The following is a 13,890-nucleotide window of genomic DNA, read 5'->3' as shown; positions in this document are numbered from 1 at the left end:
CTGGTCACCCGGGTTGCGGGGGTTCGCTCCAGCGGAGCAGCGCGCCAAGGCCCCCCACCGGAGCCGTCTGGGGCCCGGCCTCGGGCACGGCGGGCGTCAGCGACAGCGCCGCGGCGCCCGACGCGATGACGGACCGCAGCAGTGCGTCGTCCGCCCGTGCCGACCAGGGGCGCGGTTCGCCCAGCGTCTTCGTGTCCGTGCGCCGCACCGCCAGCTGGTCGGGCGCCTCGCCGACCCACACCTCTCGGTGGGTGTCGGGCCCCTCCGGGATGATCAGCAACTCGTCGATCCGGTGCTCCCGGGCCGCCTCGATCACCGCAGGTACGCCCTCGACGGCGCCGACGTTGCCGTCCGCGTCCGGCGCCCGGGCCGCCATGAACCGCTCCAGGTCCTCTTCCGCCCTGCGCCGCACATGCTCCGCGCGGATCCGCTCCAGGTCCTCGTCGAGCAGCCTGCTGCCGGCCCCGTGCGGCGCCTCCATCGTGCGGTCCTGCAGCCGCTGCGGCAGCCGCTCGCGCACAGCCCGCCGCTCGCGGTCGTCGCCGACGAGAATCAGCAGGTCGGCCCGGGTCTCCTCCTGGCACACGGCGAGCGCGTCGGCGATCTCCGCGGCGTTGTGCTCCCAGGTGTTCTCCACCCTGAGCTGGAAGTGCCGCTCCGACCAGTCGACGGTGCTCGTACGGTGCAGGGGCCACCGCCGCCCGGTCACCGAGCCCGCGTCCCGGCTGCCCAGCGCGGAGCGCAGCTCGAAGTCGGCGCCTCGCCGGTCGACGTAGGCCACCACACAGACCGGGTCCTCACCGAGCAGATCGAGCAGCGGGGCGGTGTGCGGGAGCGCCGACCAGGTGACGGACAGTCCGCCGGGCGGGGGCGCGGCCAGCGCGGGGTCGAGGACGACCTCGCCGCCCGTGGCGAACAGGGCCCTGCCATGCGGTTCCGTGGAGTGCCGCAGCTCCTCCAGCGCGGACTCCACGGCCTGGCACGTGCGCTCGTCCGCGCCCTGGTCCGCCAACTGCCTGGATGCCGCCTGTGCCGTCAGCGACCGCTCGTGAGGGGTGCTCTCCGTGTGCTGGGAGGTGCCGACGTACACGGAGGCCCAAGGTCCCGGATGTTCGTACAGTGGACGCAGAAAGGCGAGATCCATGGCTTCCTCCCGGATGCCGTTCGGGATATTGCTTGCCGGGCGGGTACCCGGACGCTTCGAAGGAACACGACGATCGGGGTACCACCATGACCGGAGTCGACCCGGGTCTTCTGGACGACCAGCAGCTGATGAAAGAGCTGGAGACGATCCACCGCACACGGCACGACACGCTGCTGCACGGCTCGAACGACGCGCTGCGCATCCACAACGAGCGGATGGCGCAGCTGGAGGGCGAGTATCTGCGTCGGAATCCGCGCCGCCCTGTGGCCCCGGGCCGGACACGGGAAGGCGCGCGGGAACGGCAGCCGGGCGGGGCGTGAGGAACGCCCGGCCCGCGGCTTCCCGGGGCGGCCGGTCGGTGGATACGCCGGCCGGCTGGTGCTTGGTCCGGCAGGTCAGCGTCGCTTGGCGAACTCCTCCAGGAACGCCTCGCAGAACACCTTCAGGTCGTCCGGCTTGCGGCTGGTGACCAGCGTGGACGGCGCGGCCTCACAGACCTGGACCTGCTCGTCGACCCAGGTGCCGCCCGCGTTGCGGATGTCCGTACGCAGACTCGGCCACGAGGTCAGGGTGCGACCGCGGACCACGTCCGCCTCGACGAGCGTCCACGGGGCATGGCAGATCGCGGCGACCGGACGGCCCTGCTCGAAGAAGTCCCGCACGAACGACACGGCCTGCCCGTCCATGCGCAGCGCGTCCGGGTTGGCCACGCCGCCCGGCAGCACCAGGCCGTCGAAGGAACCCGCGGACGTCTCGGACACGACCTCCTGCACGGGGAACACATCGGCCTTGTCGAGATGGTGGAACGCCTGGATCTGACCGGGCTTCGTGGACACCAGGACGGGTTCGTGACCCGAGTCGATCACGGACTGCCAGGGGTCGGTGAGTTCGATCTGCTCGACGCCCTCCGGCGCCATCAGAAACGCGATACGCATCAGTTCTCCACGTCCTCTCCGGACAGGTCCTTTCTCGGACCCGTCTCTCGGCACGTCCTTCCTCGGCGGCTCGCCCCTGCCCGGCACGGGCCGCCGTTCCTCCCGCTGGTTCAGCGGATCATGCTGCCCGGCGAGTCGTCCGGTGCGGCGCGGCTGATCTCCGCCAGAGCCGAGCCGGGGTCCTCGGAGACCGCGAGGTCGCCCAGACTGACCATGCCGACCGGGTGGCCGTCCTCGACGACCGGCAGACGGCGTATGGCGTGCTCGCGCATCAGCTCGACCGCGGCCGAGACCGCGTCGTCCGGACCGATCACCACTGGGTTCGGTGTGCACACAGCCTGGGCGCTCACCGTCAGTGGGTCGACGCCGTCCGCGACCGCGCGCAGCGCGATGTCACGATCCGTCAGGACGCCGAGGAGGCTGCGGTCCCCAGCCACCAGGACATCGCCGATGTCCTGGGCGCGCATCAGTTGCGCCGCTTCGACGAGCGAGGCGTCCGGGCGCACCGCGACGACGCCTGGCGTCATGACTTCCCTCACGAACTGGGCCATGGCTGTGGGCCTTCCTGCTTCCCCCGGGTACTGGGGTGGGGCAACTGCTACTGGTACGACGACGTGATGTCGCCCGCAGTACCCCTGCGACGGCGGCCTATGCCTCCGTCGCACATTCGCCGCGGTTTCCTCAAGGGGTGCTCACCTCTCACCCGTTCTCACCGGTTCTCGCCGGTCTCGCCGCTCGCGGCCCGTACGACCGCTTCGGCCAGTTCCTGAGCTGTGTGGTAGACCGCCTTCCTCGGCAGCCGCTCCAGCGGTTCGACGAGCCCGTCGGGTGCGTACCTGCTCCGCAGGAGACGGATCAGTTCACGAGGGGTCGCGGGGAAGGCCGTACGGCCCAGCAGCCGCGCCAGTTCGTAACGCACCGCCTCCTCGGAGCTCCGGCCGGCGTCAGGCCTGACCGGTCCGCCCGCGACCCACAGGTCGTCGTCGGCGGTCGGCTCCGGGTCGTGCCACTCCTCGGTCCTGGTCGGGTGGCCCGACCGGAGCAGGCCCTGCAGTTCATGCTTCATCTCGTCGTCCTTGTGGACGTTGAGCCGGTCGCTGCCTCGCTGCATGTGTCCCTCCAGACACTCGGGGGTGGACCCTCGTGTACCCGCGCCCCCGATATCGACACGAAGGGTTTGTCCGCCCGTGGTCTGGAGACCCGATTTGCGCCCCCCAATCGCAAATCTCCTGGGGAAGGACAAGGCCATGGCGGTGTTCGCTGTGATCATGCCGGTCCTGTTGCTCGGCGTCGTCCTGGCGCTCGGCCGCTACGAGGAATGGCTCCTCCCGCCGGCCCGGCACCCCGACGAATCCGAAAAGCCCGCACTGCCCCACTGATCAGTGACCGAGCCGGACGGCATCGGCCCCCGGCGCCTGGGGAACGCCGGGGGCCTGCTCGTGGAGCTGCCCGTCAGGAGCGGTCGCGCCCCGGCAGGAATTCCTGGATCTTGGCCTTGAAGCCCTGCCGGACCATGGACGTGCGGTCGAAGTCGCCCTTCAGGACGGCGGCGGCGGTGGCCTCCATCTGCTCCCACGTGGCGTGCGGCGGGACCGGCGGTACGGCGGGGTCGGTCAGGAACTCGACGACCGCGGGACCGTCCGCCTCCAGACCCGCACGCCAGCCCGCCTCGACGTCCTCCGGCTTCTCCACGCGGATACCGGTCAGCCCGAGCGAACGGGCGAAGGCGGCGTACTGCACATCCGGGATCTCCTGTGAGGGCAGGAAGGACGGGGCACCCTCCATCGCCCGCATCTCCCAGGTCACCTGGTTGAGGTCGTGGTTGTTCCACACGCCCACGACGAGCCGCGGGTCCTCCCAGCGATCCTGGTACTTCGCGGCCGTGATCAGCTCCGCGAGCCCGTTCATCTGCATCGCCCCGTCTCCGACGAGCGCGATCGCGGGCCGGTCCGGATGCGCGAACTTCGCACCGATCGCGTACGGCACCCCACAGCCCATCGTGGCGAGGGTCCCCGACAGCGACGAGCGCATCCCGGACCGGTGCGTCAGATGACGCGCGTACCAGTTCGCAGGCGACCCCGAGTCGGACGTGACGATGGCGTTGCCGGGCAGCAGCGGATCCAGCGCCCGGGCCACGTACTCCGGGTTGATCGGATCGGCGGACAGATGGGCCCGGCGCTCCATCACGTCGCGCCAGCGCGTCACGTTCGCACACACCGTGTCGTACCACTCGCGCCCGCGGTCCGCGTCCAGCAGCGGGATCAGCCGCTCCAGGGTCGCCTTCGCGTCCCCGACGAGATTCACCTCGTACGGATAGCGCATCCCGACCATGTGCGGATCGATGTCGATCTGCACGCCCCGCGCCTTCCCGAACTCCGGCAGGAACTGCGTGTACGGGAAGGAGGAGCCGATGGTCAGCAGGGTGTCGCAGTCGCGCATCAGCTCGTACGAGGGCCGGGTGCCGAGGAGGCCGATCGCGCCCGTGACGTAAGGGAGTTCGTCGCTGAGCGCGTCCTTGCCGAGCAGCGCCTTGGCGACGCCCGCGCCGAGCAGTTCGGCGATCCGCTCCACCTCGGGCTGTGCCCCGGCGGCGCCCTGGCCGATCAGAATGGCCACCTTGTCACCGGAGTTGAGCACCTCGGCCGCCCGCTCCAGCGACTCCCGCGAGGGAATCGCCGTCCACTCGCTGCGGCCCAGGCTGGAAGGGACCATCTTGAACTCGTGGGTGGGGGCGGAGTACTCGAGGTCCTGCACGTCTCCGGGGATGATCACGGCGGTCGGGGCGCGGCGCGCGTAGGCGGTGCGGATCGCCCGGTCCAGGACGTTCGGCAGCTGCTCGGGCACCATCACCGTCTCGACGAAGTCGGAGGCCACGTCCTTGAACAGCGTGTGCAGATCGACCTCCTGCTGGTACGAGCCGCCCATCGCCGTACGGTGCGTCTGGCCGACGATCGCGAGCACCGGCACATGGTCGAGCTTGGCGTCGTACAGGCCGTTGAGCAGATGGATCGCGCCGGGTCCCGAGGTCGCCGCGCACACTCCGAGCCCGCCCCCGAACTTCGCGTAGCCGACCGCTTCGAACGCGGACATCTCTTCGTGTCGGGACTGGATGAACTTGGGGTGGTCCTCGGCCCGGCCCCAGGCGGCGAGGAGACCGTTGATGCCATCCCCCGGATAACCGAACACGTGTTCCACGCCCCATTCGCGCAGGCGCTGCAGGACATGGTCGGCGACCTTGGTGCTCATACGGGACCTCCCAGGGGTGACAGCTGTACGGCCCGAGTCACCCACGTGCCGCCGGAAAAACCTTCGGGTGTTTGCCGACCACGCGGCGGGGCAGGCGAATGTCAGTGCTTCGGACAGGAGGCACGTCCGTGGGAGCGGCGGAGACCCGCCACGGGTGTGCCTGTCAGGCTGTAGGCGCGCTCCCACGGTGACCGTCCAAACCAAGGCACCACTCAAGGGAGTTGCGACGCACCATGCAGACTCACGCGAGCGCCAAGCACCACCCGCATGACGACGCCCCCGACACCGCGGAGGCGTTTCGTACCCTCGCCAAGCTTCCTCCGGGACAGCAGCGCGACACACTGCGTGCGGAGATCGTCGAAGCCTGGCTCCCTATGGCCGAGCGGCTCGCGGGACGATTCCGCAGCCGTGGCGAGAGCTTCGAGGACCTGCGCCAGGTCGCGGCGCTCGGTCTCGTCAAGGCCGTCGACCGGTACGACCCCGAGCGCGGCAACGCCTTCGAGAGCTACGCCGTGCCGACCGTCACCGGTGAGATCAAGCGGCACTTCCGCGATCACATGTGGACCCTGCACGTGCCCCGCCGGGTCCAGGACCTGCGTAATCGGGTCCGTTTCGCCAGTCAGGACCTGTCCCAGACGATCTCCGGCCGACAGCCCACCGTCAAGGAGATCGCCGAGCACGCGCAGATGAGCGAGGAGGACGTACGCGTCGGACTTGAGGCGCTCGAGAGTTTCACCGCCCTCTCGCTCGACGCCGAGCTCCCGGGCAGCGAGGACGGATACTCCCTGAGCGACGCGCTCGGCGCCCCCGATCCGTCGCTCGACGTCGTCGTCGACCGCGAGGCGGTCAAGCCCCGGCTGCAGGCGCTGCCCGAACGCGAACGGGCCATTCTCTACATGCGGTTCTTCGGCGACATGACGCAGAGCCGGATCGCCGAACAGCTCGGCATCTCCCAGATGCATGTGTCCCGGCTGATCAGCCGCTGCTGCGGCAAGCTGCGGGACCAGGTCATGCAGGATGCGGCGTAGCGCGTAAGCGCTCCGCTGAGGGCCGTCTTGAAGCTGCGGTTCGTTGTGGCTGGCCGGCTCCCTCACTCTCGGAAGGTCTGCGGCCTCCTTCAGGGGCGCGTGACCGCACTCAGCGGCGGTCCAAGTTCCTTAGTGCCAGGGCTATGTGACGGGACATCATGTCCAGTACCTGTGCCTCGGCCATCGAGAAAGCGAGCCGGGCCCCGCAGCGGAACAGGGTGATGACGCCCTGCACGGCGCCGTTCACGGTCAGCGGGACGCACAGCAGCGATGTGACGTTCGCGCTGACCAGGACGGGGGCGCCCGAGGCGTCCTTGCCGAAGGCGTCCGGGTCGTCCGGGCGTACCTGAAGGGCCGTGGAACCGCCGCGTGCCGCCTCGACGACGAGCGGGCACGAGGCGGGATCCTGCGCCTGGAGGTCCTCGACCTGCGTGCCGGGCTGGTCCGTCGGCCCGAGGACGGTCATACGGCACAGCCGCGCGGCCCCCTCGTCGGCGATCACCCAGTCCGCGAACCGCCCGTGCAGCACTCGGGCCGCCTGCTCCAGCACAGCGGCCCGGGTCTTCGCGGGCTCGGCCAGCAAGGCCGTGGACATGGCGTCGATCAGGTCCAGCTGCGCCGCGTGCCGTGTCGTCTCGGCGAGGTCCGGCAGCGGGCCGGGGACGCCTTCGTCCGTCGGCACCCGCGCCCCCGCGGGCTGCAGCACCATGAGTACGGAAGCACGCGGCTCACCGCTCGTCCTGACCGCGGTGAGCGTCGCACGCACGGAAGTGGAGGGGCGTTGCTGAAGGTGAACGGTGAGACTGCGGTCGCCCTCGCCCCGGACCACCGCGGCGACCTGGGAACGGAACGCGGCCCGGTCCGCGTGCGCGAGGAAACCGGTCAGCGGCCGGCCCGTCGCATAGCCCGACCGTACCCCGGTGAACTGGGTCGCCGCGTGGTTGAGTCTGCGGACCACGGTCTCGCGGTCCATCAGGGCGACGGGCAGGGGAAGGCGCTGGAAGATCGCCCGCAACAACTGCTGCTCCTGGCGGTCGGTGGAGGGCCCATTGTGTGTGACGCCCGAGCTCAGCCGCTCGTACCACGGCCACAACTGCTCGGCCACATGATCCAGTTCAAAGAGTGCCGCGTCGAGCACTGTCTGAAGGTCGTCGCCAGGTATGGACCGCGCCGCCTTCAACTCCGCGACACGGCGCACGAAATCCTCAAGCTCTTCGCCGAACTCATCCGTCTGCGCCATGAACGAAACGTATCCCGTCCCAGGCCGCTGCCGTGAGGCCGGAGTGGAACCGTTCATTTTCGTTTTCTCCGGGAGTGTGTGGGCAGGTCCCAAGTCAAGGAGGTGAAACCATGCCGGACACCGAGCACATCGGCCATCTGGGCGCGGAGTCCCCGGAGTCCGCACTTCCTGCTCGTCGGCTGTCGGAACTCGCCGAGCAGGCCCTGCGCTGCACCAGCGACTGCTGCGGCGCGAGCACCACGGTTTCCAACGGTGGCACGGAGCAGCCGACCGCGGTGACCCATCCCGACCTGGCGGGCCTCGTCTCGGTCCAGCTCCGCTCCGGCGAGGGGCCGATCCCCGCCGCCGTGGACGGCGGTGAAACCGTCGAGACGGGGGACTTGCTGCGCGCCGAACGCTGGCCGCAGTACCGGGCCGTGGCACTCGACGCGGGCGTACGCTCCTGCGTCACGATGCCGTTCCGGCGCGCGGGACTGACAGTGACCCTCAGCCTTTACAGCTTCCGCCCGGACACCCTCGATGACGCCTCGCACGGTCCCGCCCGGGCCCTCGGCGACCTCGCCGCGAGCAGTCTCGTACGCGACCGCTCCTACCGCGCCGCGCTCACCGAACTCGACCAGCTGGGCACCGCCTTGCGCACCCGGCCCGTCGTCGACCAGGCCTGCGGCATCATCATGCACGTACTGGCCTGCGACGCGGACGAGGCCTTCGGGGTCCTGCGCCGTGTCTCACAGGGCACCAATCGCAAACTGTCCGACGTCGCCTCGTCCCTCGTCGAGACCAGGGGCCGCGGCCTGGAAAACGAACTGACGTCGCTGGCGTAGGCGCTCCGCTGGGGGTGCGGTTTGAAGCTGCGGGTGCGTTGTGGATGCCCGCGCCCCGCGGCGGAGCCGCTGATGTCACAGCCCCGCGCCCCTGGGTGGGTGGTGGGTCGGGGCATACGACGCACCGCCCCACGTCCCCTCCCGCCAGTGGGAAGCTGCGGGTAGTCGGAATGCGGGCTTTCCCCAGGCGCGGGGAGCCGCAGGCTTTTGCTTTCAGGGGCGCGGGGCTGTGACATATGCGGCTCCGCCGCGATGGGGGTCCCCCGCGCGAGCGAAGCCGAGAGTGGGGGAGCGACCAGCCACGACGCACCCGCAGCCGCGACACGCCGTGTCACCCCCACCCCTTTGCGGGAGTCTGGGGCGCAGCCCCGGTTTCGGGAAGGGGCGGGGCTGGGGAAAGGAAACCCCCACCCGCACTCGCTCACGGCCAGCGGCGCGGTACAGCGCCGCACGCCGTCACCCGCTCGGACGCCCCCGTGGCACGAATGGTGCCCGGCCGCGCGCGCCCCGGCGACGGCCGGGCTCTGATGGGCTACGGGGCACGAATGCTGTGCCCCTCCTCCGCAGCCCTCGGGGGCGCGGTAGGCCCCCGCCTTCGGCCGAAGGAGCCCTGTCCATGCACCGTGCAGCCCGCGTTCTGTCCACCGCAGTCGCCGCCACCGCCGTCGTCGCCGTCGGCCTGGGCACGGCCGCGTCGGCCGCAGTCCCGGTCGAGGAACGGGCCAGGGTTCCGGGCCAGGAGCGGGCCACTGGCCCGGCCGACGAGTCGGCGGACCTTCCCGCCGATGAGTCGGCCACAGGTCCGGCCTGGGTTCCGGAGGAGGAGCCGACGGATGCGCCTCCGATTCCCGATGAAGAGCCGTCCGACGAGTTGGCGGAGGAGCCGGCCGACCTGTGGGCCGATGAATCGGGCGGTGCTCCGGCGGAGGATCTGGCCGGGCAGCCGACCGAGAATTCGGCCGGTGTGTCGCCCGGGAGGTCGGCCGACGAGTGGGCCGGGACATCGCCCGGGGTGTCGGCCGGAGCGTCGGCAGCGCACCCGGTCGCCGAGGTCACCCCCCACACCGTCGCCCCCGGCGGCACCGTCACCGTCTCCGTGTCCTGCGGCGTGCTGGGCGGGACCGCGCCCGAAAGCATCGACGCCCACTCGCAGGCCTTCGAGCACGGCACCGCCAAGCTGCACCTGGTCAAGGGCAAGGGCAAGGGCAAGGGCAAGGACGAGGCGGCGGGCCCTGCCTACAGCGGCACCGCCCGGATCGCGTCTGCCGCGAACTTCGAGAAGGGCGGATCCCACAAGGCCGGCACCTCCGAGTGGAGCGTCGACGGCGCCTGCCCGGCGCCGCCCGGCGGCAAGGAGGCGGAGTGGAGCGCGACGTTCACGGTCGCGAGAGACGGCTCCCACCACCCGCACGGGGTGCGCGCGGGCGCGGGCGGCGCGTTCACCGACTCCCCGGCCGCCCTCGCCGCCGGCGGCATCCTCATCACGGGCGCACTCGGCGCCGCCGTACACAAGCTGCTGCGCAGGGAGTCATCCGCGAACCGCTGAATTGATGACGCGTGACGGTGGGTACTCACTGCTCAGAGACACAACCGGCACCGTAGGAACCACGGATCACTGCGCGGAGGCGACCATGCGGCGGACGGATCCGGAAGGGCACGGCCCCGTCCGTTACGGCCCACCGCTTCCCGGCCAAGGGCTGCCGGTCCCACCGGGACTCACCGCCGCCGCGGTCGGCGCGCACACCGAACCCACCGGTGGCGGCCCCCGGCTCCTGGACGCGGCCTGCGCGTACTGGGCGCGGCGCGGGTTGCCCGCAGAGCGCCACCGCACGGCCGCGGCCCCCGGCGCCCCGGCCCTGCTCCTCGCGCTGACCGCCGCACTCGGCGGCGACGTCCTGGTGCCGCGCCCCTGCGCCACCTGGTGGCGGCCCACGGCCCGGCTGCTCGGCACCTCCGTGTTCCATGTGGCGACATCCGCCGAGTGCGGCGGCGTCCCCGATCCCTACGCCCTCCTCGAAACCGTGCGCCGGGTGCGCGCCGAGGGCGGTGACCCACGGCTGCTGGTGCTCTCCGTCGCAGACGACCCCACCGCCACCGTCGCCCCGCCCGAAGTGGTCCACGAGACCGTGGAGGCCGCCGCGGGCGAGGGACTGCACCTGATCAGCGACGAGACCTGGCGAGACACCCTGCACCAGCCGCACGACACGGTCCTGCTGAGCCCCGCCGAGATGCTTCCCGACCAGGTCACCGTGATGACCGACCTGGCCGGCCCGTTCCTGCCGCCCGGCTGGCCGGCCGCCCTGGCCCGTTTCCCCGACACCGCCCTCGGCGTCCGGCTGCGCGACCGTGTCCTCGACGTCCTGACCGCGCTCGGCGCCCGCCTCGCGACACCGGCCGCAGAAGCCGCCGCGTACGCACTCGGCGAACCCGAGGAGATCAGCCTGCGGCTCACCGCGTCCGTACGGCTGCATGCCCGCGTGGCCGCCGCCGCGCACCATGCCGTGGTGACGGGGGGCGCTCTTGCCCGGCCCCCGCAGGCAGGCCGCCATCTGTACGCGGACCTGGGCCCGCTGCGCCCCGCGCTCACCGAGTACGGCGTGGGCGACGCGCAGGAACTGGAGGACTTCCTCACCGCCCGCCTCGGCATGCCCGCCCCCGGCGGTCACCGCTTCGGCGACGACCTCGGCGCCCTGCGCGTCCGCCTGGCCACCGGCCCGCTCCTCGGAGCAACGGACGAGGAGCGGATGGCGTCTCTCACGTCACCGGAACCTCTGGAATTGCCGCATGTGGAACGCGCGTTGACTCTGCTGGGTTCGGTATTCGACGATCTCCGCGACGACGCCCGGCGATGGGAGTCCCCTCGATGAAGCAACACTCCGAGTCGACCTCGACGACCACCACGTCCGCCTCCTCGTCCACGGGTGCCGATGAGCGGGTGTCCTCCTCCGTGCCCGCCGCCGGAACGGAAACGCCACCACCCCCGCCCCGCCCGCTCGGCGAGCGCCGCCGCTGGCCGCGGTCCTTCGCCGACCGGCTGACGGATCCGCTGCCGGGCCTCAGGGGCTTCGCACGCTTCGCCCGTGAGGGCGCTCTGCGGCCGACACCCGAAGGCCTCGCCGACATCACCCGGCTGCCGTACGAGCCGGCCCCGCTGCCGCGCGTGGACGCGCAGACCGTCGCCGTCTCCTGGGCCGGGCACGCGAGCTGGGTGATCCGGATCGGCGGTCTCACCGTCCTCACCGACCCGGTCTGGTCCCGCAAGATCCTCGGAACTCCCGCCCGGGTCACGCCCGTTGGCGTGCCCTGGAGCGAACTGCCGCGCGTTGACGCGATCGTCATCAGCCACAACCATTACGACCACCTGGACGCCCCGACCCTGCGCAGGCTCCCGCGTGACACCCCCGTCTTCGTCCCGGCCGCGCTCGGCGGCTGGTTCAGGCGCCGCCGCTTCACCCGTGTCACCGAGCTCGACTGGTGGGAAGCGGCTGAACTGCATCCGACGGGCGGCGCCGCTGGCGCCTCGGTTGAGGGTGGTGGTGCGAGACGGGCGGGCGGAGTCCGCTTCGACTTCGTCCCCGCCCACCACTGGTCCAAGCGCAGCCTCCACGACACCTGCCGCACCCTGTGGGGAGGCTGGATCCTCACGGCACCCGACGGCAGACGCGTCTACTTCGCGGGCGACACGGGCTACGGCCACTGGTTCACGCGCATCGGCGACCGCTACCCCGGCATCGACCTGGCGCTCCTGCCGATCGGCGCTTACGAGCCCCGCTGGTGGCTCAGCGACGTCCACTGCGACCCGGAGGAGGCGGTCCGCGCGGCCCAGGACCTCGGGGCCAGGCGGATGGCACCGATGCACTGGGCCACGTTCGTACTGTCGGCGGAGCCGGTGCTCGAACCGCTGACACGGGTCCGTGCGGCCTGGGACCAGGCAGGCCTGGCCCGCGAGGACCTGTGGGATCTGCCGGTGGGGGGATCCCGGATCCTGACGTGATCAGACGGCACGTGAACGGAGCGTTCAGGCCAGGGACTTACGCCACGGACTTACGAAACCTGCGCCATACACTCGGCGCCCCACTGATCACCAGCGTGAGCACCACCGCGGCCACCACACCCTCCCAGGGCTCCTTGAACAGCGAGCCCCCGAGTATCCCGATGAGCTGATACGTCACCGCCCACGCAAGGCAGGCCGGCACATCCCCCCGTACGAACTGCCGCATCGGCATCCGGGCCATCAGGCACGCCAGCATCACCGGAATCCGCCCCGCCGGAACCAGCCGCGACACCACCAGCACGGTCACCCCGCGTGCGTCGAGCCGCTCCTGTGCCTGCGCGAGCCGGTCCTCCGGGGCGCGATCACGCAGTGCCTGCAGCCACCGCGAGCCGTTCTTCGAGCCCATCCCGCGCTTCCCGAGCCAGTACAGCGCGATGTCACCGAGGAAGGCCGCGACCGACGCCACCGCGAAGACCATCAGCAGCGAGAACGGCGCTGTCTGATGGAAGGCCACCACCGCGGCCGAGCTCACCAGAGCACCCGTGGGCACCACCGGCACCAGCGCCCCGATCAGCACCAGCAGAAACAACGACGGATAGCCGACCGCCTGCTGGGTCGCCTCCGGCGACGTGGCCGCCGCGGACAGGATCACCGCGCGACCTCCGGCCGTACGCTCTCGCCGTGCCCCAACAGATGCACCGCCACCTCGGGCGCCCTCTCGCGCGCCAGGCGCATGAACTCCGGGCCCGGCGCATGGAATTCATGGGGGCGCACAGCGTCCATGCCGATCGGCCAGTACGTGCCGTAGTGCACCGGCACCGCGCTCCCCGGCAGCAGCCGGACCAGCGCCTCGGCGGCCCGTCCGGCGTCCAGGTGCCCCTCCCCGAGATACGGCCCCCAGCCGCCGACCGGCAGCAGCGCCACGTCGACGGGCCCGACCTCCTCGGCCATCGCCTCGAACAGGCCGGTGTCCCCGGCGAAGTACGTCCGCCCCTCGCCCTCGACGACATAGCCGAGGGCGGGCGCACGGTGCGGCCCGAGCGGCAGCCGCCGCCCGTCGTGCCGCGCCGACACGGCCCGTACGACCAGGTCACCGACCCGTGTCACATCGCCCGGCGCGACCTCCGTGAGCCGTAGATGGCCGAGCCTGCGCAGCCCGGGCACGGCGCGTGCGGCGCCCCTCGGCACCAGCACCCGGGTGCCCGCGGCGAGCCGCCCCAGCGAGGGAACGTGCAGATGATCGGCGTGCAGATGCGAGACGAGGGCGGCGTCCGCGAGCGCCGCCTCGGGCGGGGGCGTAGCCCCGCGGCGCCGCCGCAGATGAGCGAGCCGACGCGCGAACAACGGGTCGGTCAGCAGGCGCACGCCCGAGTCCTCGACCGTGCAGGTTGCATGACCCCACCAGGTGATCTCCACCGGCACCCCCTTTGCTCCCTTCGCGCGACTCCCCCAGAGCCTACGGGCAGGGGTAGGGTCAGC

At 71.5% G+C, this 13,890-nt stretch carries 15 protein-coding genes; 7 read left to right on the top strand and 8 right to left on the bottom strand.

Annotated elements, in window-relative coordinates:
- Positions 1–4: 4 nt before the first annotated feature.
- Positions 5–1,144: a Vms1/Ankzf1 family peptidyl-tRNA hydrolase gene (locus tag ACFYO0_RS26420; RefSeq protein WP_388680615.1), complete on the bottom strand. Its 1,140-nt coding sequence runs from the start codon at positions 1,142–1,144 to the stop codon at positions 5–7.
- Between the two features lie 86 nt (positions 1,145–1,230).
- Between ACFYO0_RS26420 and ACFYO0_RS26415 the strand changes: the two genes are divergently transcribed.
- Entirely contained in the window at positions 1,231–1,464 is a 234-nt protein-coding gene (locus tag ACFYO0_RS26415; RefSeq protein WP_165343168.1) for a DUF6158 family protein, read from the top strand.
- Positions 1,465–1,539: 75 nt separating this feature from the next.
- On the opposite strand, the gene ACFYO0_RS26410 is transcribed toward ACFYO0_RS26415, so the two are convergent.
- The 3 genes from ACFYO0_RS26410 to ACFYO0_RS26400 form a co-directional block, all read right to left on the bottom strand.
- Positions 1,540–2,079, bottom strand: a complete 540-nt coding sequence (locus ACFYO0_RS26410; RefSeq protein WP_388680612.1) for a type 1 glutamine amidotransferase domain-containing protein — start codon at positions 2,077–2,079, stop codon at positions 1,540–1,542.
- 110 nt (positions 2,080–2,189) lie between these two features.
- A complete protein-coding gene (locus ACFYO0_RS26405; protein ID WP_388680609.1) occupies positions 2,190–2,630 on the bottom strand; it encodes a CBS domain-containing protein in 441 nt (146 codons plus the stop codon).
- Positions 2,631–2,788: 158 nt separating this feature from the next.
- The gene (locus ACFYO0_RS26400) at positions 2,789–3,190 is read right to left on the bottom strand and encodes a DUF2795 domain-containing protein (protein WP_388680606.1); all 402 of its coding nucleotides are present in this window, start codon (positions 3,188–3,190) and stop codon (positions 2,789–2,791) included.
- 136 nt (positions 3,191–3,326) lie between these two features.
- Between ACFYO0_RS26400 and ACFYO0_RS26395 the strand changes: the two genes are divergently transcribed.
- Positions 3,327–3,458 (top strand): hypothetical protein, encoded by a 132-nt coding sequence (locus ACFYO0_RS26395; RefSeq protein ID WP_388680604.1) that lies wholly within the window; start codon positions 3,327–3,329, stop codon positions 3,456–3,458.
- Positions 3,459–3,531: 73 nt separating this feature from the next.
- Here the strand turns inward: ACFYO0_RS26395 and ACFYO0_RS26390 are convergent, their stop codons facing one another.
- Positions 3,532–5,325 carry a thiamine pyrophosphate-requiring protein gene (locus tag ACFYO0_RS26390; RefSeq protein ID WP_388680602.1) on the bottom strand — a complete coding sequence of 598 codons (1,794 nt, stop codon included), beginning with the start codon at positions 5,323–5,325 and terminating at the stop codon, positions 3,532–3,534.
- 233 nt (positions 5,326–5,558) lie between these two features.
- Here ACFYO0_RS26390 and ACFYO0_RS26385 point away from each other — a divergent pair, with 233 nt between their 5' ends.
- Positions 5,559–6,353 carry an RNA polymerase sigma factor SigF gene (locus ACFYO0_RS26385; protein WP_388680600.1) on the top strand — a complete coding sequence of 265 codons (795 nt, stop codon included), beginning with the start codon at positions 5,559–5,561 and terminating at the stop codon, positions 6,351–6,353.
- A gap of 109 nt (positions 6,354–6,462) precedes the next feature.
- Here the strand turns inward: ACFYO0_RS26385 and ACFYO0_RS26380 are convergent, their stop codons facing one another.
- Positions 6,463–7,593, bottom strand: coding sequence for a GAF domain-containing protein (locus ACFYO0_RS26380; protein WP_388680597.1), 1,131 nt, complete (start codon positions 7,591–7,593; stop codon positions 6,463–6,465).
- Positions 7,594–7,703: 110 nt separating this feature from the next.
- Here ACFYO0_RS26380 and ACFYO0_RS26375 point away from each other — a divergent pair, with 110 nt between their 5' ends.
- The 4 genes from ACFYO0_RS26375 to ACFYO0_RS26360 all read left to right on the top strand — a co-directional run bounded on the left by ACFYO0_RS26375 (position 7,704) and on the right by ACFYO0_RS26360 (position 12,411).
- A complete protein-coding gene (locus tag ACFYO0_RS26375) occupies positions 7,704–8,417 on the top strand; it encodes an ANTAR domain-containing response regulator (protein WP_388680595.1) in 714 nt (237 codons plus the stop codon).
- A gap of 616 nt (positions 8,418–9,033) precedes the next feature.
- Positions 9,034–9,963: a hypothetical protein gene (locus ACFYO0_RS26370; protein WP_388680593.1), complete on the top strand. Its 930-nt coding sequence runs from the start codon at positions 9,034–9,036 to the stop codon at positions 9,961–9,963.
- 85 nt (positions 9,964–10,048) lie between these two features.
- Complete coding sequence (locus ACFYO0_RS26365) at positions 10,049–11,284, top strand: aminotransferase class I/II-fold pyridoxal phosphate-dependent enzyme (protein WP_388680590.1); 1,236 nt, start codon at positions 10,049–10,051, stop codon at positions 11,282–11,284.
- Entirely contained in the window at positions 11,281–12,411 is a 1,131-nt protein-coding gene (locus tag ACFYO0_RS26360) for an MBL fold metallo-hydrolase (RefSeq protein ID WP_388680588.1), read from the top strand. The genes ACFYO0_RS26365 and ACFYO0_RS26360 overlap by 4 nt, the downstream gene beginning before the upstream one ends.
- A 37-nt stretch (positions 12,412–12,448) precedes the next feature.
- Here the strand turns inward: ACFYO0_RS26360 and ACFYO0_RS26355 are convergent, their stop codons facing one another.
- Both ACFYO0_RS26355 and ACFYO0_RS26350 read right to left on the bottom strand, forming a co-directional pair.
- Entirely contained in the window at positions 12,449–13,063 is a 615-nt protein-coding gene (locus tag ACFYO0_RS26355) for a DedA family protein (RefSeq protein WP_388680585.1), read from the bottom strand.
- Positions 13,060–13,833, bottom strand: a complete 774-nt coding sequence (locus ACFYO0_RS26350; RefSeq protein WP_388680582.1) for an MBL fold metallo-hydrolase — start codon at positions 13,831–13,833, stop codon at positions 13,060–13,062. Before ACFYO0_RS26350 ends, ACFYO0_RS26355 begins: the two co-directional genes overlap by 4 nt.
- Positions 13,834–13,890 lie beyond the last annotated feature (57 nt).

It is taken from the genome of Streptomyces sp. NPDC006365 (genome assembly GCF_042870755.1).
GTDB lineage: Bacteria > Actinomycetota > Actinomycetes > Streptomycetales > Streptomycetaceae > Streptomyces > Streptomyces xiangluensis.
This window is presented reverse-complemented; position numbering and strand designations above follow the sequence as displayed.

Excerpts from the sequence above, each read along its gene's own strand:
- ACFYO0_RS26420 (WP_388680615.1), bottom strand. The coding sequence starts at position 1,144 with ATGGATCTCGCCTTTCTGCGTCCACTGTACGAACATCCGGGACCTTGG.
- ACFYO0_RS26415 (WP_165343168.1), top strand. The coding sequence starts at position 1,231 with ATGACCGGAGTCGACCCGGGTCTTCTGGACGACCAGCAGCTGATGAAA.
- ACFYO0_RS26410 (WP_388680612.1), bottom strand. The coding sequence starts at position 2,079 with ATGCGTATCGCGTTTCTGATGGCGCCGGAGGGCGTCGAGCAGATCGAA.
- ACFYO0_RS26405 (WP_388680609.1), bottom strand. The coding sequence starts at position 2,630 with ATGGCCCAGTTCGTGAGGGAAGTCATGACGCCAGGCGTCGTCGCGGTG.
- ACFYO0_RS26400 (WP_388680606.1), bottom strand. The coding sequence starts at position 3,190 with ATGCAGCGAGGCAGCGACCGGCTCAACGTCCACAAGGACGACGAGATG.
- ACFYO0_RS26395 (WP_388680604.1), top strand. The coding sequence starts at position 3,327 with ATGGCGGTGTTCGCTGTGATCATGCCGGTCCTGTTGCTCGGCGTCGTC.
- ACFYO0_RS26390 (WP_388680602.1), bottom strand. The coding sequence starts at position 5,325 with ATGAGCACCAAGGTCGCCGACCATGTCCTGCAGCGCCTGCGCGAATGG.
- ACFYO0_RS26385 (WP_388680600.1), top strand. The coding sequence starts at position 5,559 with ATGCAGACTCACGCGAGCGCCAAGCACCACCCGCATGACGACGCCCCC.
- ACFYO0_RS26380 (WP_388680597.1), bottom strand. The coding sequence starts at position 7,593 with ATGGCGCAGACGGATGAGTTCGGCGAAGAGCTTGAGGATTTCGTGCGC.
- ACFYO0_RS26375 (WP_388680595.1), top strand. The coding sequence starts at position 7,704 with ATGCCGGACACCGAGCACATCGGCCATCTGGGCGCGGAGTCCCCGGAG.
- ACFYO0_RS26370 (WP_388680593.1), top strand. The coding sequence starts at position 9,034 with ATGCACCGTGCAGCCCGCGTTCTGTCCACCGCAGTCGCCGCCACCGCC.
- ACFYO0_RS26365 (WP_388680590.1), top strand. The coding sequence starts at position 10,049 with ATGCGGCGGACGGATCCGGAAGGGCACGGCCCCGTCCGTTACGGCCCA.
- ACFYO0_RS26360 (WP_388680588.1), top strand. The coding sequence starts at position 11,281 with ATGAAGCAACACTCCGAGTCGACCTCGACGACCACCACGTCCGCCTCC.